This window comes from uncultured Sphingomonas sp. (assembly GCF_913774285.1).
In the GTDB taxonomy this organism is placed as follows: domain Bacteria; phylum Pseudomonadota; class Alphaproteobacteria; order Sphingomonadales; family Sphingomonadaceae; genus Sphingomonas.
Window position 1 is genome coordinate 49,320 of sequence record NZ_CAJYHX010000002.1, and the last position, 20,191, is coordinate 69,510.

17 protein-coding genes and 1 tRNA gene are annotated in these 20,191 nt (G+C 67.9%); 6 read left to right on the plus strand and 12 right to left on the minus strand.

Annotated features, from left to right (window positions below):
* Window positions 1-25: 25 nt before the first annotated feature.
* The 5 genes from QZ670_RS00530 to QZ670_RS00550 all read right to left on the minus strand — a co-directional run bounded on the left by QZ670_RS00530 (window position 26) and on the right by QZ670_RS00550 (window position 3,684).
* Complete coding sequence (locus QZ670_RS00530) at window positions 26-211, minus strand: CsbD family protein (RefSeq protein WP_294250423.1); 186 nt, start codon at window positions 209-211, stop codon at window positions 26-28.
* Between the two features lie 126 nt (window positions 212-337).
* Window positions 338-1,813, minus strand: a complete 1,476-nt coding sequence (locus QZ670_RS00535; RefSeq protein ID WP_294250425.1) for a PAS domain S-box protein — start codon at window positions 1,811-1,813, stop codon at window positions 338-340.
* Window positions 1,814-2,001: 188 nt separating this feature from the next.
* On the minus strand, window positions 2,002-2,541 hold the full coding sequence (gene nusG, locus QZ670_RS00540) for a transcription termination/antitermination protein NusG (RefSeq protein WP_121078389.1): 540 nt from the start codon (window positions 2,539-2,541) through the stop codon (window positions 2,002-2,004).
* A gap of 17 nt (window positions 2,542-2,558) precedes the next feature.
* Entirely contained in the window at window positions 2,559-2,756 is a 198-nt protein-coding gene (secE, locus tag QZ670_RS00545; RefSeq protein ID WP_064313909.1) for a preprotein translocase subunit SecE, read from the minus strand.
* 298 nt (window positions 2,757-3,054) lie between these two features.
* Window positions 3,055-3,684, minus strand: coding sequence for a DedA family protein (locus QZ670_RS00550; RefSeq protein ID WP_294250441.1), 630 nt, complete (start codon window positions 3,682-3,684; stop codon window positions 3,055-3,057).
* A 138-nt stretch (window positions 3,685-3,822) separates the two neighbouring features.
* On the opposite strand from QZ670_RS00550, the gene QZ670_RS00555 reads away from it, so the two are divergent.
* Entirely contained in the window at window positions 3,823-5,760 is a 1,938-nt protein-coding gene (locus QZ670_RS00555) for a glycoside hydrolase family 127 protein (protein WP_294250444.1), read from the plus strand.
* A 51-nt stretch (window positions 5,761-5,811) separates the two neighbouring features.
* Here QZ670_RS00555 and QZ670_RS00560 read toward each other — a convergent pair whose 3' ends face one another.
* Window positions 5,812-6,351, minus strand: a complete 540-nt coding sequence (locus QZ670_RS00560; protein WP_294250447.1) for a PEPxxWA-CTERM sorting domain-containing protein — start codon at window positions 6,349-6,351, stop codon at window positions 5,812-5,814.
* 412 nt (window positions 6,352-6,763) lie between these two features.
* Between QZ670_RS00560 and QZ670_RS00565 the strand changes: the two genes are divergently transcribed.
* From QZ670_RS00565 to QZ670_RS00575, 3 genes are all read left to right on the plus strand, one after another.
* Window positions 6,764-7,627, plus strand: coding sequence for an NPP1 family protein (locus QZ670_RS00565; protein WP_294250451.1), 864 nt, complete (start codon window positions 6,764-6,766; stop codon window positions 7,625-7,627).
* Window positions 7,628-7,689: 62 nt separating this feature from the next.
* A complete protein-coding gene (locus QZ670_RS00570; protein ID WP_294250453.1) occupies window positions 7,690-8,148 on the plus strand; it encodes a hypothetical protein in 459 nt (152 codons plus the stop codon).
* Window positions 8,149-8,367: 219 nt separating this feature from the next.
* Window positions 8,368-9,729, plus strand: coding sequence for a cadherin repeat domain-containing protein (locus QZ670_RS00575; RefSeq protein ID WP_294250456.1), 1,362 nt, complete (start codon window positions 8,368-8,370; stop codon window positions 9,727-9,729).
* A gap of 45 nt (window positions 9,730-9,774) precedes the next feature.
* On the opposite strand, the gene QZ670_RS00580 is transcribed toward QZ670_RS00575, so the two are convergent.
* The 4 genes from QZ670_RS00580 to QZ670_RS00595 form a co-directional block, all read right to left on the minus strand.
* Window positions 9,775-12,744: a TonB-dependent receptor gene (locus tag QZ670_RS00580; protein WP_294250458.1), complete on the minus strand. Its 2,970-nt coding sequence runs from the start codon at window positions 12,742-12,744 to the stop codon at window positions 9,775-9,777.
* A gap of 124 nt (window positions 12,745-12,868) precedes the next feature.
* The gene (locus QZ670_RS00585) at window positions 12,869-13,819 is read right to left on the minus strand and encodes a FecR domain-containing protein (RefSeq protein WP_294250460.1); all 951 of its coding nucleotides are present in this window, start codon (window positions 13,817-13,819) and stop codon (window positions 12,869-12,871) included.
* Window positions 13,816-14,352, minus strand: a complete 537-nt coding sequence (locus QZ670_RS00590) for a sigma-70 family RNA polymerase sigma factor (RefSeq protein WP_294250463.1) — start codon at window positions 14,350-14,352, stop codon at window positions 13,816-13,818. Before QZ670_RS00590 ends, QZ670_RS00585 begins: the two co-directional genes overlap by 4 nt.
* Before the next feature lie 140 nt (window positions 14,353-14,492).
* Window positions 14,493-14,654: a hypothetical protein gene (locus QZ670_RS00595; protein WP_294250466.1), complete on the minus strand. Its 162-nt coding sequence runs from the start codon at window positions 14,652-14,654 to the stop codon at window positions 14,493-14,495.
* Between the two features lie 246 nt (window positions 14,655-14,900).
* Here QZ670_RS00595 and QZ670_RS00600 point away from each other — a divergent pair, with 246 nt between their 5' ends.
* Entirely contained in the window at window positions 14,901-15,683 is a 783-nt protein-coding gene (locus tag QZ670_RS00600; protein ID WP_294250470.1) for an IclR family transcriptional regulator, read from the plus strand.
* A 6-nt stretch (window positions 15,684-15,689) separates the two neighbouring features.
* On the opposite strand, the gene QZ670_RS00605 is transcribed toward QZ670_RS00600, so the two are convergent.
* Entirely contained in the window at window positions 15,690-17,252 is a 1,563-nt protein-coding gene (locus QZ670_RS00605; protein ID WP_294250473.1) for an alpha-L-fucosidase, read from the minus strand.
* A gap of 156 nt (window positions 17,253-17,408) precedes the next feature.
* Here QZ670_RS00605 and galA point away from each other — a divergent pair, with 156 nt between their 5' ends.
* Window positions 17,409-19,907, plus strand: a complete 2,499-nt coding sequence (gene galA / locus QZ670_RS00610) for a beta-galactosidase GalA (protein ID WP_294250476.1) — start codon at window positions 17,409-17,411, stop codon at window positions 19,905-19,907.
* Between the two features lie 138 nt (window positions 19,908-20,045).
* Here the strand turns inward: galA and QZ670_RS00615 are convergent.
* A tRNA-Trp gene (locus tag QZ670_RS00615) sits at window positions 20,046-20,122 on the minus strand.
* Window positions 20,123-20,191: the final 69 nt, after the last annotated feature.

A 20,191-nucleotide genomic window follows, 5' to 3' on the forward strand; every position in this document is an offset into this window, starting at 1 on the left:
CCTGCACTTGGGGGGAAGGCGGTGGTCACTTGCCCGCCACCGTCTTCTTCACCGTGTCCGCAGCCTTGCCGGCGCCGGCCTCGGCCTTGCCCGCCAGCTTTTCGGCAGCGCCTTCGGCTTCCACGCGGCGATCGCCGGTGATCTTGCCGATCGCCTCCTTGATCGAGCCCTTCAGCGCATGGGCTTCGCCCTTGATACGAGTCTCGTTCACTTGGTTGGTCCTCCTGATCGAGGCGCGGGGAAGGCCCCGCGTCCATGACGAAGAAATGGCAGGGCAAGCGGGGTAAAAAGAGATGCGGAAGTACCAATTCATGTGGTGCTTCCGGACCAGATCACGTCATTTTATCGGGCGCTGGAGGGGATAGCCGCGCTCGCGCGCCCACAGGATCGCCTGGGCGCGGCGGTTGACGCCGATCTTGGCGTAGACCCGCGCGACGTGGTTGCGCAGCGTGTTGCGCGAGACGCCCATCTCGCGGGCGATGGTGGCATCGTCGCCGCCCTCGCACAGCAGGCTGAGCACTTCCTTCTCGCGGCGGGTGAGCTCGCTGGTCTCGACCGGCCGTGCCGACCCGTGCGGGTTGCGCAGATTGGCGAGCTTCTCGACCACCGAGCGGCTGAACCAGTTGGTATCCTGCATCACTGCCTCGATCGCGCCGATCAGCTCGAGCTCGTTGTGGCGGCGGGCATGGATGTCCTGCACTACCCACAGGATGCAGGTGTCGCGGCGCAGGGGAATGGCGGCGGCGGAGATCAGGCAATCGGTGATCGCACCCTCCTTGGTGCGGACGCGCGCATCGACGCTGCGGAAGTCGCGACGCTCGTCCAGCTCGGCGCAGGCCTTTTTGAGGAAGCCGCTGTCCTCGAACAGGCGCAGCGCCGCCATGCGTTGCCCCATCGCCTCGTCGCTCGACCAGCCGCTCAGCTGGTGGAAGGCATCGTTGGTGTCGCACAGCGCAAGGTCGTCGCGCGTGGTGATCGCCATCGCAACCGGCGCGAGGCGGAAGGTGGTGACGAAGCGCTCCTCGCTGTGGCGCAGCTCGTTCTCGGCCTGGCGGCGCGGCTCCAGGTCGGCGAAGGAGAAGAGCATGCAGGCCTCCTCGTCCAGCTCGACCGGCTGGCCCGCGACGATCACCAGCTTGCGCCCGCCATCGGGCAGCTCCAGGTCCGCCTGCATCTGCGGCACGGTCCGTCCCTCGCGGATGCGCTCCTTGGCGGTGTCGAGGTCGGCTGCGTCCTTGAGCACATCGATGTCGTAGAGCGAGCGGCCCAGCACCTCGTCGCGGGCATAGCCGGTCAGGTCCAGGAACCCCTGGTTGACCTTCACATAGCGCTGGTCGGACAGGCGCAGGATCACCGCGGGGGCCGGGTTGACGTTGAAGGTGCGCTCGAAGCGCTGCTCGGCCTCGAAGCGCTGCGACACGTCCTGGAGAACGAGAACGAGCAGGTCGGGCCGGCCCTCGGCATCGCCGATCACCAGGCTGCGCACCTCGTGGATCCAGCGCGCGTCCTCGTCGCCGGCGGGGACGACCTCCACCACCACCTCGTCGAAGCTCTCGCCCGCCAGCACCCGATCGAGCGGATAGTCGCCGCGGTCGAGCCGGTGGTTGTTGCGATAGCGCAGCTGGAATCGCTGGCGATAGGCGTCGACGTCGGCGCCCAGCTCGGGGACGGTCTCCACCCCATGCATCCGAAGGGCCGCATCATTGGCCCAGCGGATCTTCTGGTCGGTATCGACCAGGATCACGCCTTCGCGCAGCCCGGAGATGATGTGACGGAGTTGAGGAAGGTCGATGGAGGGATGGTCGATGCTCATGAACCCGCGCGCGGCAATTTGGTATACGAACGCTGAACGTGCAGATCCGCGCCGGGATGCAGCTTTGAAGGCTTAGGGGTTTTTACGGAGGCTTGGTGGCGCAGGCATCGCCGTGCGCAACAAAAAAGCCGGGGTTCGCACCCCGGCCTCTTCGTGTTGGCAGTGCACGGGCCGATCGGCCCGGCGGATCACTTGACCCGTTCGACGTCCTCGAAGCCCAGCTCCAGCGGGGTCGCGCGGCCGAAGATCGAGATCGAGACCTTCACCCGGTTCTTGTCGTAGTCGAGCTCCTCGACCACGCCCGAGAAGGTGGCGAAGTTGCCGCTGATCACCTTGACCGTGTCGCCAATGTCGAAATCGACCTTCAGCTTGGCCTTGGGCGCCGCGGTGGCCGCTTCTTCCTTGGTGTTGAGGATGCGGGCGGCTTCGGCCTCGCTGATCGGCTGGGGCTTGCCCGAGCTGCCGAGGAAGCCGGTCACCTTGGGCGTGTTCTTCACCAGGTGATAGACGTCGTCGTTCATCTCGAGCTTGGCGAGCACGTAGCCGGGGAAGAACTTCCGCTCGGACTGGATCTTCTTGCCGCGGCGCACTTCGGTGACCGTCTCGGTCGGCACTTCGACGGACTCGACGAGGCGATCGAGGCCCAGGCGGGTGGCGTCGGCCAGGATCTGGTCGCGGACCTTGCCCTCGAAACCGGAATAGGCGTGAATGATGTACCAGCGCGACATGGGTGTTGGTCTTTCTCTTACTGCGCGAGGCGGAGGAGGGCGTTGACGATCAGGTCGAACAGCGAGTCGATGCCGAGGAAGAAGCTGCCGAGCAGCGTCGTCATGATCATCACCATCACGCCGGTCATGATCGTCTCGCGGCGGGTCGGCCAGGCGATCTTGCGGGTCTCGGTCTGGACCTGCTTCACGAATTCGACGGGGCTGGTCTTCGCCACTGGGGCTATCCTCGTGTGAAAAATGGCGCTTCGGGCATGGGTCCGCTGCCCGGTCCTTCCCAGGAACCGGTGCAATCCACCCACGCTTTTGGCTAGGGGGCTGTATCTAGAGGATCGGCGCTAGTTGTGCAAGCGGGGGTTGGCCCTTCCCGATCCTCCCCTGGAAGGGGAGGGGGACTGCCGCCGAAGGCGGTGGTGGAGGGGTGTCCCGGTTGATGGGGCGTACGCGCTATCAGCGTTGACACCCCTCCGTCGCGCTGCGCGCGCCACCTCCCCTTACAGGGGAGGATCGTGATATTTACCGCTGCTTCATGCCCCGCACGCGGTGCCAGATGTAGAACGCGACCAGCCCGACCAGTACGACGCCGATCAGCGCGTCGGCGCTGTGGAAGGCGGCCTTCATCCGCGGATCGCTGTCCCACTTTTCGCCCAGCGTCATGCCCACCCAGGCAAGGCCGAAGCACCAGGGCCAGCTGCCGATAAAGGTATAGACGTGGAACGGCACCAGCTTCATCCGCGCGACGCCGGCCGGGAAGGCGATGAACGAGCGGATCACCGGCAGCAGCCGGCCGATCAGCACCGCGATGCTGCCATAGCGCGCGAAGAAGCGGTCCGCCGCGTCGATCTCGCCCGGGCCGATCAGCACATATTTGCCCCAGCGCAGCGCCAGCGGCCGGCCGCCGCGCTTGCCGACCTCATAGGCGACGATCGAGCCGAGGTTGCAGCCGATCGCGCCAGCAGTGGCCGCCAGGTAGAGATCGAACCGGCCGGTCGAGACCAGATAGCCGGCGAACGGCATGATGATCTCCGACGGCAGCGGGATGCACGCGGATTCGATCGCCATCAGCACGGCGATGCCGAGATAGCCGCCGCTCGAGATGACCCAGATGGTGAAGGTGGCAAGGATGCCCAGAATCTTTTCGACCATGCGCGCTTGGTTGGGGCAGGCGGGCGCGTTTGGGAAGCCGCTTTTTTTGCGCGGTGCAGCGAAAGCCGTGCGGGGTTGGCGGCGAGGAACGGCTCTGATAACCCGGAGTAAATCGACCGAGCGGAGAGGGTATCGGGAATGACGATCGAAACGTCGCGGCGAGGATTTCTCGCCGGCACGGGCAGCGGCGCGGTCGCGATCGGCGGACTGGGCGTGCCGCTTCCGGCCACAGCGGAGACCGCCCCGGCGCTCGCCGCGACGGCGAAGCTCCAGCCGTTCGACATGGCGGACGTAACGCTGGGCGAGGGGCCCTTCCTTCACGCCCAGCGCGCGACCGAGGCCTATCTGCTCCGGCTCGAGCCCGATCGGCTGCTCCACCAGTTCCGGGTCAATGCCGGCCTTAGCCCCAAGGCCCCCGCCTATGGCGGCTGGGAATCCGATCCGCTCTGGGCCGACATCCATTGCCAGGGGCATACGCTCGGCCATTATCTCTCGGCCTGCGCGCTCGCCTTCCGCTCGACCGCCAAGCCCGAATACAAGAAGCGCATCGACTATATCGCGACCGAACTCGGCGGCTGCCAGGACGCGGCGAAGAGCGGCCTCGTCACCGCCTTCCCCGATGGCGCGGCAGTGGTCGCGGCGCATCTGCGCGGCGAGAAGATCAGCGGCGTGCCCTGGTATACGCTGCACAAGGTCTATGCGGGCCTGCGCGACGGCGCGCTGCTCGCCGACAGCGCCCCCGCCCGCACGACGCTGCTGCGGCTGGCCGATTGGGGCGTGGTGGCGTGCCGGCCGCTGACTGACGCGCAGTTCGAGGCGATGCTCGAAACCGAGCATGGCGGGATGAACGAGGTCTATGCCGATCTCTACGCGATGACCGGCAAGGCCGACTATCGCACGCTGTCCGAGCGCTTCTCGCACAAGGCGCTGCTGACCCCGCTCGCCAAGGCGCAGGACCATCTCGACGGGCTCCACGCCAATACCCAGGTGCCGAAGGTGGTCGGCTTCCACCGCGTCTACGAGACGACCGGCGACGCCAGCTATCGCGACGCCGCGGCCTTCTTCTGGAAGACGGTGGCGGAAACCCGCTCCTTCGCCACCGGCGGGCACGGCGACAACGAGCATTTCTTCGCAATGGCGGACTTCGAGAGCCACGTCTTCTCGGCCAAGGGATCGGAGACCTGCTGCCAGCACAACATGCTCAAGCTCACCCGCAGCCTGTTCCTCCACGAACCGCGCCCCGAATATGCCGACTATTACGAGCGGACGCTGTTCAACGGCATCCTCGCCTCGCAGGACCCGGACAGCGGCATGGCGACCTATTTCCAGGGCGCGCGGCCGGGCTACATGAAGCTGTACCACACCCCCGAGCACAGCTTCTGGTGCTGCACCGGCACCGGCATGGAAAACCATGTGAAGTACCGGGATTCGATCTACTTCCACGACGACCGCGTGCTCTATGTGAACCTGTTCCTGCCCTCGACGGTGCGCTGGCGGGAGAAGGGCGCCGAGCTGGTGCAGGAGACCCGCTTCCCCGAGGAGCCGCGCACCACGCTGCGCTGGAAGCTGGCCCGGCCGACCGATCTCACGCTCAACCTGCGCCACCCGCGCTGGAGCCGCACCGCCATTGTGCGGGTGAACGGCCAGGTCGCGGCGCGCTCGGTGGCGCCCGGCAGCCGGGTCGAAGTTGCGCGGAGCTGGCGTGACGGCGACACGGTGGAACTCCAGCTGGTGATGGAGCCCGGCTTCGAGCGCGCCCCCGCCGCGCCCGACGTGGTTGCGTTCACCTATGGTCCGCTGGTGCTGGCGGGCGCGCTGGGCCGCCAGGGGCTCGCCCCGGGCGCGGACATCGTCGTCAACGAGCGGGAATATGGCCGGTACAATGACGGGCCGGTGCAGGTGCCGGTGCTCGCGGGCGATCCGGCCACGCTGGCGGCGGCGATCCGGCCGGGTGCCAAGCCGCTGGAGTTCACCCTCGCCGCAGCCGACGGCGCGCCGGTGCGGCTGATCCCCTATCACCGCATCGCGCATGAGCGCTACGCCACCTACTGGAAGCTCGCGCCCGCACGGGCCTGACGCGGCGACGCGCGCGCCGGGCAGCCTCGGGCCGCCCGGCGCGGCGCGCGCTCAGGCGGTCGCCATCGCGCCGGGCCGGATGCGGCTGCGACGCCGCAACGCGGTACCGGCAAGGCCGAAGCCGGTGATCAGCAGCGCCCATTGCCCGGGCTCCGGCACCGCGGTGATCCCCAGATAATATGTCACCGTCGTATCCGGGTCTCCGTAAAAGTTGAAATCGGCACCGACCCCATTGTAATAGCCGTATTCGACGATGTCGCCGAAGACGTGCGTATAGGGTTGGTTTACCGTCCACTGCACGGAACCGGACCTTGTCGGTGTGTAATATTCGCGGGTATCGTCGTAATAGCCGTCGTTGCCGCCGAGATACTCTCCCGTCGCAATATCGAAATAGTTGTAATGAAGTTCGGTGTGGATCGTCACATCGAACGCGACGGGCGCGCTGAACGCGAAACTCAGCTGATATTTCCCCGGCCCGAACGGGATGGGTACGGAGACATAGTCGAAGCCGGGGACGGTTCCGACATAAGTGGTTGCGAAGGCCGGCGTCGCGAACACCAGCAGCAGCAGTGCCAAGAGCTTTCTTGCCATGGTTCCCCCTGGGGAAATGCAGGTTGGTCGGGCACGCTCGTGCCGCGTTCGATCAGTTGGACCCGGATGGCGAGCTTGGGGATTGCGCCTGTATGCACATCGTCGATTCGCTGTTTACCAAAAGTGCGGCGAATCGATGCAGTTGTCGCTAACTTTGGTGAATCTCGGGACGCTGCGCGATCAAGCGTTCCGCCCGATCCGACTGCCGCCTGCACCGGCGGGGGCAGGTCACCAACAAAAATTTGTCCGGCTCTGCCGCCCCCTGCGTCTTCCTAGCTGAACGTCGACACGGAGCGTGGCCCGCGCCGCGATCCTCTCGCCCGATTTGAAGAATCTCCAGGTCGCGGGCGGTCCCTCGCGGCCACTGGACGCATGTAACGCGCAGCCGCTCTGGGACCTGCATGGAGATCGTATGACAAAGGGACGTACAACCGCCACCACCCGTCCTCTTCTGCCCAGGGCGGCGCTGACCGCACTCGTGCTGCTGCCGTTCCAGGCGGCGCACGCGCAGGGCTGGCCGGCCCCCGTCGCGCCGCTGCCCGAACGGGCCACCGCGCTCGACAAGCGCTTCCAGCCCGCGCTCGATTTCGACACCGACGTCTGCTTCAACGTGCCCGCGGTGAACGCCTCGGGCGCGATCAGCGCCAAGGCCTCGACCTACGCGACCAAGCCGCCTGCCTCCTGCCGTAACCCCGATTATCTGCGCACCAGCAATGCCTATGTGCGCACCCGCTGCAACAACGGCTATTGCGCGCGGGTCTATGCCTATTTCTGGCAGGCGGACTTCTCGCACGCGTACGATTGGGAGACGATCATCGTCTGGACCACCGATGCCGGCGCCAATAGCAATGTCGTTGGCGTCACCCGCGGCGCGCATGGCAAATGGGAGACGCGCGCCACCAGGGACGGCCAGCTCCGCTTCCAGAGCGATGCGACCGGCAACCAGCATGTGAAGATGGTCTATCACTACGAGACGCTGGGCTTCTCGCACCTGTTCCGCTTCTCGAAGACCGATGGCGGGGACGAGCCGCCCGAGAACGGCACCGGCAGCTGGGTGGTGCAGCCGCTGGTCGGCTGGAACGGCTATCCTTCGCTCGCGGTGCGCAACGCGGTGGCGAACTACGACTTCGGCAGCGGCAATTTCGAGATCGGCGATGCGCGCTTTGCCGGGTCGCTGAAGGCGGCGCTCAACACCGGCATCACGCCGGGCTTCAACCCCGACGTCGATGCCGGGGCGGACTCGCCCGGCTGCCCGGCCGGTTCGACGATCTGCTGATCGCCACGGTCCCCGCGTCGGCTTCGGACGGCGCGGGGAATTCCGACATGGGAGTGCAGGACATGAAGAAATTGCCGCTGCTGGTCGCAGGCGCCGCGCTGGGGGCGCTGCTCGCGGGCTCTGCGCTGTTCGGCAGTGCGGGGTCGTCGCCGCCACCGACGGCGCAGGGCGTTGTCATGATCGCCGTACGGCCGGCCCCGGTCTCACCGGCGGCGGCAGCGGCACCGGTCGCGACGGGTGCTGCACCCGCGCAGGTCGAGGCGCGGGTCCGCCGCGCCTATTCGCTGCTGCGCGACGTGGCCTTCCGTTGCGACGCGCGCGGATGCGCCGTCACCGCGACGATCCCGCCGCCCACCGACGAGGCGTTCCTCGCCACCCGGCAGGAGCTGCTGCTCGGCGGGCTGGCGCGCGAAGCGGCGGCGACGGGCTATGCCGCCACCGGCCCGGTGCAGATGGAGGAGATTTCGGAGAACCTGTTCCACATCCGCCTCGCGGTCACCCCGGCGCCGCCGCGCGGCTGAGCCCTGCGGCCGCCCCGTCTGTGCCGGAGGAGGACAGCCGCCGCGGCGCATCCCGCCGCGCCGATTGACGCGTGCGGCCCCCGGTGAATAGCTGGGCCGTACAGATCAACCTGGGGGGCATGAATGATAATCGGCAGGCGCGCATTGCTTCGCGCGGGGGGCAGTGCGTCCTCCGCCTTCGCACTAGCATTGGCGGGCTGCAGCGGCGGCGGATCCTCGATGCCGGCCCAACCGGCGAACCAGCCGCCGGCGTTCAGCTCTGCGGCCAGCGCCAGCGTCGCCGAGAACGTCACCGGCCCTGTCTATCAGGCGGTGGCCAGCGATCCGAACGGCGATGCGCTGACCTATGCGATCGTCGGCGGTGCCGATGCCGCGCGCTTCACCCTCTCCGCGACGGGGCAGCTCGCCTTCGTCGATCCGCCCAATTACGATCTGCCGGCGGATGCGGACCGGAACAACGTCTACGAGGTGCAGATCGGCGCCAGCGACGGCAAGGCCTCCACCACCCTCGCCGTGGCGGTGACGGTCACCAATTCCAAGGAAGGCGTGTACCTGCACCGGCTGGGCACGGGCTTCACCGACCCGGTGGCGATCGCCTCGAAGGACCCGGCGACGATGCTGGTCGCGGAGAAGGCCGGGGCGATCTACAGCCTCAACATGGTCACCGGCGTGAAGACGCTGCTGCTGCAGCTGGGCAATGTCGGCCCGGTGGGCGTCGTCGCGATGTCCTACGGGCCGGGGGCCTTCATCGACGGCAGCTTCTTCGTGATGTACACCACGCAGACCGGCTTTCTCGTCGTCACTCATTTCGCGCGGAACAGCAGCGGCACCTATTATGAGGACGCGGCGCGGCCGGTGCTTGCGATCAACGCGCCGAACTATGCCGGGGGCGGTGCGCTCATCTACGCGTCCGAAGCGCTCTATGCCGCGATCGGCGACGGCGGCGGCATCGGCGATCCCAGCGGCAGCGCGCAGAACGATTCCTCGATGCTGGGCAAGCTGCTGCGCATCGTCACCAACCCCGATCCCTATGCGGGAGCGGCGCCTGCCCCCTATCTGGTCTCCACCGTGGCCAAGGGGCTGCATCGGCCGCGCGGCGGCATGGGCTATTTCGCGGGCACCGTCTTCGCCGATCGCGGGCAGGACCTCGCCGAGGAAATCGACCTGCTCCCGCTGAACACCAGCGGCGCCAATTTCGGCTGGCCGTACAAGGAAGGCTCGCGCAGCGTTGCAGGCACGCCGCCGGCCGGGCTGACCGATCCCGTGCTCGAATATTACCGCACCGGCGGGCTGCGCACGGGCCACGCGATCATCGGCGGGGCGCTGGGGCCGGGCGCGGTGGCGTCGCTGCGCGACCAGTTCCTGTTCGCCGACGAAAGCGGCGCGATCTTCACGGTCAAGACGAGCGCGATCGCCGCAGGGAAGACGCTGGTCAGCGACGTGTTCGAACGTCGCGACGCCGATTTCGCGCCCACCATCGGCACGCTGACGCACCCGGTGGTGCTCTATTATTCGGTCGACGCCCAGCTGTTCCTGGTCGATGCGGGCGGCGACATTTTCCGCATCGAGGCGGGATCCTGACCGTCGCGCCCCGCCCCGGCATGTACCGGGGCGGGGCGGGGTGCCTCAGAACTCCGCGCTGAAGCCTAAAGTGAAGGTGCGGCCGCTGGTGGTGTAGACCACGCGGCGGGCGATCGCGCCGCCGGCGAACTGCTCGATCGGCACGTTGGTGAGGTTGATGCCCTCGGCGATCAGGCGGATGCCCGGGCGCAGGTTCACATGCGCCTGGGCGTCGATATTGTGGGTGCCGCGGATCCAGTCCCCGACATTCCCGATGGTGCCGAGGCCGGTGTAATATTTGCTGCGATAGGCGTCCGAGACGCGGATGCCCCAGCGCTGATCCTCATAATAGAGCGTCGCGTTCGCCGCCCATTTGGAGAGGTTGAACAGCGGCAGCGTGACGAAGCTATTGCCCACCTTGCCCTGCTGCTTGCCCTCGAACCAGGTGCCGTTGGCGGTGACGCCCAGATGGTCGAACGGCGCGGGCAGGAAGGTGAAGTCGTGCTGCACGGCCACTTCCACACCCTTGATGTCCGCGCCCGGGCCGTTGATCGGCTGGCTCACGTCATAGGGCGTGTTGGCGTCCTGGCCCTGGATCAGCAGCGACAGCGGCAGGCCGGTCTGGCCATAGGGGATCGTCGTCGTGCTCGGCGAGATATAGGTGTCCATGTTCTTGTAGAAGAAGCCGACCGAGGCGAAGCCCTTGCTGTCCATGTACCATTCGAGCGAGGTCTCCACCGAGGTCGCTTTGAAGGGCTTGAGGAACGGGTTGCCGAGGCTGAGGCTGCCGCCGTTGGGGCGCGTCGTGATCGATCCCGCCGCGGCGAGGTCGCCCAGGCCCGGGCGGTTGATGTTGCGATCTGCGCTGAGGCGGAACACCAGCGTCCTGGTCAGGTCGAGCGCGAGGTTGGCGGCGGGCAGCCAGCCATGGCTGTTGTCCTTGATCACCACCGGCACGAAGGCGGTGCCGACCGCGAGATTGCCCGACGAGATTAGGTCCGTCGAATAATAGCGCACGCCGGCATTGGCGCGCAGCCGCATCCCGCCCACCATGGTGTCGAGATCGAGCTGGGCGAAGCCGTTCCAGGTCTCCTCGTCTACCTTGTAGTCGCTGCCCGCCTGGAGATTGGCGGCGGTGAGGTCGCGCTTGTCGCCGATCGCGGCATAGACGCCGTCGACGTTGCCGACGATGTACTGGAGCAGCGTCTTCGGGCCGACCAGCTGCTTCAGGTCGTTCGACACCGGAATGTTCGCCGGCACGTTGTGGAACACCTTGTTGGCCCAGGTGTAGCCGCTGTTGGTGAAGTGCTTGTAGGCGCCGCCGGCCTTGAGGATCAGCCCGTCGCCCAGCGCATAATCGGCGCTTAGCTTGCCGTTGCTGTAGCGGTTGACGATCTTGTTTTCCTGCACGTCGAGCCGCTGGACGGTCCACAGGTTGGGATCGGTGATCGCGATGCCATAGGTGTTGACCGGGATCTGCGGCCGCGTGTCGTAGCTGAACGCGGTCTGCTTGGCCTCCATGAAGACCTTGTCGAACACCGGCTGGCCGAAATCCGATTCCTCATAGCCGCCGAGTGCGCGCAGCGTCAGCCGGTCGCCGAGCTTCCAGCTGAGATTGGCGACGCCCTGATAGAAATCGGTGTGGTTCTCGACGATGTGGTGCTCGGAGCGCAGGTCGATGCCGGTGAAGCTCGCTGCGCGCAGCGTGTTGGTGCTGTCGATCACCGCGCTGCGGATCACCTGGGTGCCGGACACCGACGAGCCGGTCAGCGGGTTGCTGCCGGCAGTGGCTAGCGCATAGTCGTCGCGGTGGTCCCAGAGGCGGCCATAGAGGAAGTCGACGTCGAGCTTGAAATTGTCGCCCGGGTGATACTGGACCGAGGAGGTGACGCCGAGGCGCTGGCGATCGGTGTACCAGGTCGAGGGCGACTGGGCGGTCGGCTGGTAGACGCCGGCGAGCAGCTTGGCGCGGGTGTCGGCATCGATCTCGGGGCCGATGTTCTTCGCGGTATATTTGGTCGGGCCCCAGCCCCAGTTGCGATAGCCATATTCGTTGCTCTTGATCTTGCTGTAGGCGACCGAGACGAGCGCGCCCCAATCGCCCGAGCGGACCGAGGCGAGCGCCACCGCGCGCGGCGTCACGCCGGGGGCGTTGCTGTTGGTCTGGCCCTTGGCCGAGACGACGAACTTGTTGCCGCTATAGTCGAACGGCTTGGCGGTGGTGAGCTGCACCGTGCCGGCGAGGCCGCCTTCATCCTGCTCGGCCGCATAGGATTTCTGCACCGAGATGCGGTTGAACAGTTCCGAGGCGAACAGGCTGTAGTCGAACGAGCGCGAGCGGCTGACCGAGCCCCGATTGTCCATGCCCGAGGCGGTGTTGCCCAGCACTTCCATGCCGTTGAGCTGGGTACGGGTGAAGTCGGCGCCGAGGCCGCGCAGCGCGATCTGGCGGCCTTCGCCGGTGTCGCGGGTGATGGTGATGCCCGGCACGCGCTGGAGCGATTCCGCCAGGTTCAGGTCGGGAAAGGCGGCGATATCGGTGGCGACGATGTCGTCCTCGGCACCCACTGCGCGGCGCTTGAGCTCCTGCGCGGCGGTGATGCTCTCGCGATAGCCCGAGACGACGATCTCGGCATTGTCCGGATCCTGCGCGTCGGCCTGGGCGGTCTGCACCGGCGCTGCGGCAATGGGGGCAGGGGCTTCGCTGCGGGCGACGCGGCGCGCGGCCGGGGCGGCGGCGCGTGACGGGGTCAGCACGACGATGCCGCCATGCACCGCGGCGCTGAGGTTCGAGCCGCGCAGCAGCTGGTCGAGCGCGGCGCGGACGGTGAGGGCGCCGCGCACGCCGGCGGTGCGGCGGCCGGCGACGGCGCTCGGCGCCACGACGACCTGCAGGCCGGTCGCCTGCGAGAATTGCGAGATCGCCGTGCGCAGGTCGGTCGGCGCAATGTCGAACCGGCGCTGCGCCGCCATCGTCGCGTCGGCGGCATGTGCCTGCGCGATCGCGGGCGCTGCCAGCAGGATGGCGAGTGCCATGCGTGAAATCCCCTGGATGCGTGTCATGGTTGGTCTTCCCTCCGCTCCGGCGCGGGTGCGCCGTTAGCGAGGAAGACGGGGGCAGATCAGCTTCCGGACAAAAGAATTTTGTAACGGTTCAATGTCATGGACGTGACGGATTGGCGTCGTCGCCGGCGGTGGGTTCGAGCCGCAACTGCCCGCCCGCGCGTGCCGTGCGGAAGCCATAGGCGAGCCCCATCGCGTCGAGCAGCGCCTGCGGCGAATCCAGCCGGAAGCGGCCCGAGACGGAGAGGCCGCGCAGGCTCGGCGGCGGCGGGGCGATCAGCGGGCCGCCGCGGCGGTTGAGCGCATCGACCAGGTCGCCGAGCGGCATCGCGTCGATGTCGAGCCAGCCGTCGCGCCAGTCCTTCTGCGCGGCGTCGAAGCGGGTCGGCGGCTGGGCGCGGCCATCGGCGAAGCGGGTCCGCCAGCCGGCGGGGACGATCACCGCCGCCGCCGCATCGCCGAAGCGCACCTTGCCGCGATAGACGGCGAGGCGGACGCCGCCGGCGGCGATGTCGATGTTGAAGGCGGTGCCGAGCACCTGGGTCGCCGCACCGCCCGCATGCACGGTGAAGGGCCGATCGGGCAAATGCGCGACGTCGAAATAGGCCTCGCCGCGCTGCATCGTCACGCTGCGACGGCGGTCCTCGAGGGTCACGTCGAGGCTGGTCGCGCCGTTGAGGTGGACCGAGGAGCCGTCGGCCAGCTTTACGTCCAGCATCTGGCCGCGTGCCGTCTCGTAATGGAGGGGCGCGGGCGTGGCGGCGCGGTACCAGCCCGCCTGCCAGCCGCCGATGCCGAGCACCGCGGCGATGCCGAGCAGGCCGCCGGTGCCGATCGCGGTGCGCCGGCGGGTGCGCATCGCACGGATGTCGGCGTCGGACAGGCGCGGCAGCTGCGCCATCGCGTCGGACAGCGCGCGATCGTCGAGCATCGCCTGCACCTCGGCGGCGGCGGGGGGCGGGGCCTCGCGCAGCACGCCCTCGTCCTCGCGCATCGCCCAGCGGGCGGCCGCGTGCAGCGCGCTGCGGCGGGCGGGGTTGAGGCTCATCGCGCGGCGCCTCCCGGCAGGCCGCGACGCTCGAGCGCGGCGCGGAGATCGGCGACCGCGCGGACGCAGTGCTTCTCGATCGCGGCGGGGGTCATGTCGAGGTCGGCGGCGATGATCGCCACCGCGACGCCGTCGAGCCGGCGGCGCAGGAAGATCTCGCGGCGGAGCGGCGGCATCACCTTGAGCGCGCGGACCAGGATGTCGACGCGCTGGCGATAGTCGAGCACTTCCTCGGCGCGCGGCTGGGCGCAGGGAATGTCCTCGGCCAATTCGGCCGGGCGGGGCGCGGCGCGCAGGCGGCGGAAATGATCGAACACCAGGTTGCGCGCAACCGCGAAGCAGAAGGCGCCGACATCGGCGACGCTGCGCGAGCGGCGATAGTCGTACAGGCGGATATAGGTTTCCTGGACGATGTCCTCGCCCTCGTGCGAATCGCGCAGGCGCGCCTGGACGAAGCGGAACAGCGCCTCGCGCAGCGCGACTTCCTCCGACACCGCACGGCGGTGCGCGGCCAGGCTGGTCAGCTCGTTCATCGCCCCGCCTCGCCCAAGGGCAGAGGCTCGGCGCACAACCCGCTCGTCGCCATGGCGATTCGCCCCCTTTTCATCCTGAGATCGCCCGCGTTTCCCGCAGGGCTAGCGGCTCTGGATGAAGCTGGCGTGACAGTCGGAAGCTAGGCGGTGCGCTCCCGCGTGCGCGCCAGGTGCGCGGCATCGGCCTTGTCGATCATGCGGAGCAGGCCGTCGAACTCGCTGCTATTGTCGATCCGGTAGCAACGGCTGAGATTGTTGCCGTACCGCTCGATGTCGCGTTCGGTGAGAAGGGCTACGGCCACCACGGGTTCCCCTTCAGGCATCTTGCGACAAATCCATTCCCCAGAACTAACCTTGATCTAACGTTCGCTTCATCGAAAGTTTCCAGCCATTTGTGCTGCTTCGAGGCGATGGCTGGCGATAATGCGCGCACCCTGCGCGAGAACAACACGGTCGCGACGAGGCCGTGGCTTTCGGGGACGAACCGAGCCCCGTTGCGCGAGGCCCGCTTTCGCGCGAGGGAAGACGGCCACGCAACAGGAGTCCTCATGGCGCGAACCGGGTCGAAGAAGACCTATTCTGCTCCCGCGATCGAGAAGGCATTCGAAGTGATCGAGCTGCTCGCCGGTCGGCCCGAGGGGGCGCTGGTCAGCGAGATGGCGGCCGATCTCGGGCGCTCGGTGGGCGAGCTGTTCCGCATCGTCGTGGTGATGGAGCAGCTCGGCTATCTGCGCCGCTCCGAGGCGACCGATCGCTATGCGGTGGCGTACAAGCTGCTCGACGTGGCGCTGCGCGCAACGCCCTCGCAGGACCTGGTCCGCGCTGCGCTGCCCGAGATGCAGATGCTCGCGCGCGACACGGTGCAATCGTGCCATCTCGTCGTCGCGAGCGACGGGCACGGGCTGGTGGTGGCGCGCGAGGAGTCGACCGCCACCCGCGGCTTCGCGCTCAAGGTCGGCGCGCATATCGATCTGCTGCGCAGCTGCTCGGGGCAGGTGCTGCTCGCCTTCTCCAATCCGGAGCTGGCCGCGCGGATGATCGCCGCTGCCGAGGCGGAGCAGGGGGCGCCGGTGGATCGCGACTGGCTCGCCGAGCGGCTGGCGACGGTGCAGCGGCAGGGCCATGACAGTCGCGAAAGCCCGGTGACCTTCGGCGTCACCGACATCAGCTTTCCGGTGTTCGGCTTCGACCGCCGCATCGTCGCGGCGCTGACCATCCCCTTCCTCGCGCTGATCGACGGATCGCAGGTGATGGATCGCGACGCCGCGCGCGAGAAGCTGCGCGCGGCGTGCGCTCGGATCTCCGAGCGGCTGGGCTACCAGCCCGCCTGAGGCGCCTCAGGCGAAGGTGATCGCGAACACGCTGGCGTGGCGCGTCGGCAGGCTGGCCGGGGGCGTGATCACCAGCGCCTGGTCGGTCTGCTCGAAGGCGATCCCGCCGCGATGGCCGAGCAGCTTGATGCCTCGCACCTTGCGCCGCTCGTGCGGGTTGCCGCGGGCGAGCGACGTGATCGCCACCGGCCCCTTGGGCTCGCCGAGCGTGATCGCGTGGAGCGTCTCGCCCTTCGTCGTGAAGCGGATGTCCTGCGGGGTGTAGGCGGCGCGTTCCTGGAAGGCGCCCTGCTTGGGCTTGGTCGGGCCCTCGCCATAGATGTGCCAGGGGCGGGTGCCATGGATCGCGGGGGCGTTCACCGCCATCCAGGCGGCGAGCTCGGTCAGCAGCTGGTCCGATTGCGGCGGCAGGCTGCCGTCGGCGCGGAGCACGACGTTGAGCAGCATGTTGCCGTTCTTGGCGACGATGTCGGCGAGCATGGTGAGCACCTCGTCGGTCGACTTGTAGCGGTCGTTCTCGTTGTAGAACCAGTCGCCGTTCGAGGTGTCGGTCTGCCAGGGGAGCGGATCGATGCCGTCGAGCACGCCGCGCTCGACATCCTGCACCCCCCAGGCCTTGTTGAACTCGCCCGAGCCGAGCGCCTTGTGGTTGTACACCGCCTCCAGCTTGCCGCTGCGCGCGATGCTGCTGTTGTAGAGATGCGCGACCATCGACCGGCCGATCTCGCCGAACGGCACGCCGCCATCGGTGTAGAGCAGGTCGGGCTGGTAGTTGTCGATCAGGTCGCGGATGCGCGCGAACCAGTGGCGCTGGTATTCGGGGTTCTTGGTGTACCAGGTCTCGGGCCGGTTGAGGAACGGCTCGTCGTGGTTGCCGTGATAGAGGTCGACGAAGCGCGGATCGGCGCCGTCATAGGGCACGCCCATCTTCGGCCAGAACTGGTCGTAGAGCTGGTTCGGATACCACCAGTTGTAGCTGGCGCCGAGATGCTCGGACACGCCGAAGCGCAGGCCGCGGCGCCGCGCGGCGGCGCGCAGGCTCCCGACGATATCGCGCTTCGGGCCCATCTGCACTGCGTTCCAGCGGTGATGGCGCGAGTTCCACAGATCGAAATTGTCGTGGTGGACGCCCATGGATACTATATACTTTGCGCCCGCGGCTTCGTATCGCGTCACCAGCGCCTCCGGATCGAACTTGTCCGCGGTCCAGAGGGGAAGGATGTCCTTGTAGCCCTTTTCGGAAGGGTGACCCCAGGTCTTGAGGTGGTGTTCGTAATGGGGATGGCCGGGCACGTACATGAAGCGGGCGTACCAATCGCCTTGGCCGGCGACCGCCTGCGGGCCCCAGTGCGCCCAGATCCCGAACTTGGCGTCGCGGAACCAGTCGGGCGTCTTGTAGGTGGAGAGCGAGGCGTCGGTGGGCTTGAACGGCCCCGGCGCCGCGACTGGCGTGACGTCCGCGCCCGGCAGCCTGGCCGGCGCCGTCTGGGCGCGGGCGGTGCCCGCCTTCACGGCCAGCGCGGTCGCGAACGATCCGGCCAGTATCTCGCGCTTGGTGAAGTTGGTCATCCGCTCCTCCTGTCGTGTCCCGACGCGACTAGCGCGCGCCTGTTACTAGCATATTTGCAAACCGATTTTCATGTGACAAGCGCCAAATTGTCGTAGTTTTCGTGCCGAAGCCGTTGTCTCGCGGCCTTGGCGGGCCGCCCATTTGGGGGACCTATCATGACCGACACGCTACCCGATCCCTTGCGCCGTTCCGTGCTGGCGCTCGCCGCCGCTGCCCCGCTGCTGCCCCAGGCGGTGCGCGCCGCGACACCCGCCGATCCCACGCCGTTGTCCGCGCCGGGTCTCGCGCCGCGCGAGGTGCTGCCGTTCGATAGCGGCTGGCGGTTCAGCCTCGGCCATGGCAGCGATCCGGCCAAGGATTTCGGCTTCGGCATGGGGCAGGGCGATTTCGCCAAGACCGGCGACTTCAAGCTCGCCAAGACCGACTATGACGATGCCGACTGGCGCGCGCTCGACCTGCCGCACGACTGGGCGGTGGAACTCCCCTTCGTCCGCGATGATCGCGGCGAGGGCGATGCGAGCAACCGCGGCCATGGCTTCAAGCCGCTCGGCCGCCGCTATCCCGCAACCAGCATCGGCTGGTACCGCCGCCGCTTCGACATACCCGCCGGCGACCGCGGCCGGCGCATCTGGATCGAGTTCGACGGCGCGATGCGTGACGCGCTCCTGTGGGTGAACGGGTGTTACATCGGCCGCCACAATGACGGCTACACCTCGTTCCGCTTCGACCTGACCGACTTCCTCCACTATGGCGGCGACAATGTGATCGTGATGCGGGTCGACGCCTCGCTGGGCGACGGCTGGTTTTACGAAGGGGCGGGGATCTACCGCCATGTCTGGCTGACCAAGCACGACCCGCTCCATTTCGGCAAATGGGACAGCGTGGTACGCGCAACGCCGGAGGGGGCGGGCGCGACGCTCAACCTAGCGACGGTGATCGCGAACGACGGCGACGCCGCGCAGCAGGCGGTGGTGGAATGGACCATCGCCGATGCCGCCGGCACGGTCGTCGCCCGCGCCTCGGCCCCGGCGGTGACGGTAGCGGCGGGCGGTACCGCCGAAACCCAGGTCCGCGCGCCGCTGCCCCAGGCGCAGCGCTGGTCGACCGAGACGCCGGTGCTCTACACCGCCACCGCGCGGCTCGCGGCGGGCGGGGCGGTGCGCGATGCCGATCGGATGAGCTTCGGCGTCCGCAGCTTCCGCTTCGATGCCGATCGCGGCTTCTTCCTCAACGACAAGCCCCTGAAGCTCCAGGGCACCTGCAACCACCAGGACCATGCCGGCGTCGGCGTGGCGCTGCCCGATGCGCTCCAGCGCTACCGGCTGAACGTGCTGCGCGAGATGGGCTGCAACGCGGTGCGCACCACCCACAATATGCCGACACCCGAATGGATCGCCGAATGCGACCGGGCGGGCGTGCTGGTGATGTGCGAGACGCGCCAGATGAGCGCCAACCCGGAGGCGATGGCGCAGCTCGAGGTGATGGTGAAGCGCTTCCGCAATTCCCCCGCGGTGATCCTCTGGTCGATCGGCAACGAGGAATGGCTGCTCCAGGACAAGATGGCCGAGCAGGGCAAGCCCATCGCCGCGACGATGGTGCGCCGCTGCCACGCGCTCGACCCCACAAGGCCGGTCTCCGCCGCGGTCAACGGCGACAACGAGCAGGGGGTGAGCGACGCGCTCGACATCATCGGCTTCAACTACAAGATCCAGTATCCCGAGGGCTTCCACGCCAAGCACCCGACCCGGCCGATCTACGGCTCGGAGACGTCCAGCGCGATCGCCACGCGCGGCGAATATGTGAGCGATCCGGCGCGCAACCTGGTCAACAGCTATGACGGGGTGGTGCCCTGGGGGCAGTCGCCCGAGGCGTGGTGGAAGCTCTATGGCGGCAAGCCCTGGTCGGCGGGCGGCTTCGCCTGGACCGGCTTCGACTATCGCGGCGAGCCGACCCCCTATGGCTGGCCGTCGATCAGCTCGCAGTTCGGCATCGTCGACATGTGCGGCTTCCCCAAGGACAGCTATTATTACTACCGCGCCTGGTGGCGGTCCGAGCCGTCGCTCCACGTCTTCCCGCACTGGAACTGGGAAGGCCGCGAGGGCGAGACGGTGTCGGTGTGGGTCTATTCCAACTGCGACAGCGTGGAGCTGGTGGTGAACGGCCGCAGCTTGGGCAGCCAGCAGGTGCCGCCGCTGGGGCATCTCGAATGGAAGGTGCCCTATCAGCCGGGATATATCGAGGCGCGCGGGCGCAAGGGCGGGCGGGTGCTGACCGAGCGGCGCGAGACCACGGGCCCCGGCCGCACCATCCGGCTGACCGCCGATCGCACCACCATCGCCGGCGACGGCCGCGACCTGGCGCTGCTCAAGGCCGAGCTGCTCGATGCGCGCGGGCGGCCGGTGCCGATAGCGATGGACAAGCTCGCCTTCACGGTTTCCGGGCCGGGCGCGATCATCGGTGTGGGCAATGGCGACCCCAACTGCCTGGAAAGCGACAAGGAACCGCGTCGCTCGCTGTTCAACGGGCTGGCGCAGGTGATCGTGCAGTCGACCGGACGGCCGGGGACGATCACCGTCGCCGCGATCGCGGACGGTGCGCGGGCCGAGCCGCTGCTTGGGGGCAGCGTGGTGCTGCGGGCGCTACGCGCGGGTTGATCGGGGCGGGGCGCGGAGGTGCCCCCTCCACCACCGCCTGCGGGGGGGGGCGCGCTGCGTCAGCAGCGTGGTAGAGGGGGAATGCCCCGAACGCTCGAAAAGGAAAACGCCCCGGCGACGGATCAGCAGCGGAAGCGATGGCAGGGGAGCTCGGATTCGAACCGAGGGCCTTCGGTTTTGGAGACCGACGCTCTAACCAGCTGAGCTACACCCCTGTGCGGTCCGCCCCTTTATCGGCCGATTCCGCTTCGGGCAAGAGCCAAGATGCGAACGCCCCACCAAAA

Coding starts and splice junctions, on each gene's coding strand:
- QZ670_RS00605 (WP_294250473.1), bottom strand. CDS start 17,252: ATGACCAACTTCACCAAGCGCGAGATACTGGCCGGATCGTTCGCGACC.
- QZ670_RS00555 (WP_294250444.1), top strand. CDS start 3,823: ATGACGATCGAAACGTCGCGGCGAGGATTTCTCGCCGGCACGGGCAGC.
- QZ670_RS00570 (WP_294250453.1), top strand. CDS start 7,690: ATGAAGAAATTGCCGCTGCTGGTCGCAGGCGCCGCGCTGGGGGCGCTG.
- QZ670_RS00565 (WP_294250451.1), top strand. CDS start 6,764: ATGACAAAGGGACGTACAACCGCCACCACCCGTCCTCTTCTGCCCAGG.
- QZ670_RS00585 (WP_294250460.1), bottom strand. CDS start 13,819: ATGAGCCTCAACCCCGCCCGCCGCAGCGCGCTGCACGCGGCCGCCCGC.
- QZ670_RS00600 (WP_294250470.1), top strand. CDS start 14,901: ATGGCGCGAACCGGGTCGAAGAAGACCTATTCTGCTCCCGCGATCGAG.
- QZ670_RS00535 (WP_294250425.1), bottom strand. CDS start 1,813: ATGAGCATCGACCATCCCTCCATCGACCTTCCTCAACTCCGTCACATC.
- QZ670_RS00560 (WP_294250447.1), bottom strand. CDS start 6,351: ATGGCAAGAAAGCTCTTGGCACTGCTGCTGCTGGTGTTCGCGACGCCG.
- QZ670_RS00550 (WP_294250441.1), bottom strand. CDS start 3,684: ATGGTCGAAAAGATTCTGGGCATCCTTGCCACCTTCACCATCTGGGTC.
- QZ670_RS00590 (WP_294250463.1), bottom strand. CDS start 14,352: ATGAACGAGCTGACCAGCCTGGCCGCGCACCGCCGTGCGGTGTCGGAG.
- galA (WP_294250476.1), top strand. CDS start 17,409: ATGACCGACACGCTACCCGATCCCTTGCGCCGTTCCGTGCTGGCGCTC.
- nusG (WP_121078389.1), bottom strand. CDS start 2,541: ATGTCGCGCTGGTACATCATTCACGCCTATTCCGGTTTCGAGGGCAAG.
- QZ670_RS00575 (WP_294250456.1), top strand. CDS start 8,368: ATGCCGGCCCAACCGGCGAACCAGCCGCCGGCGTTCAGCTCTGCGGCC.
- QZ670_RS00580 (WP_294250458.1), bottom strand. CDS start 12,744: ATGGCACTCGCCATCCTGCTGGCAGCGCCCGCGATCGCGCAGGCACAT.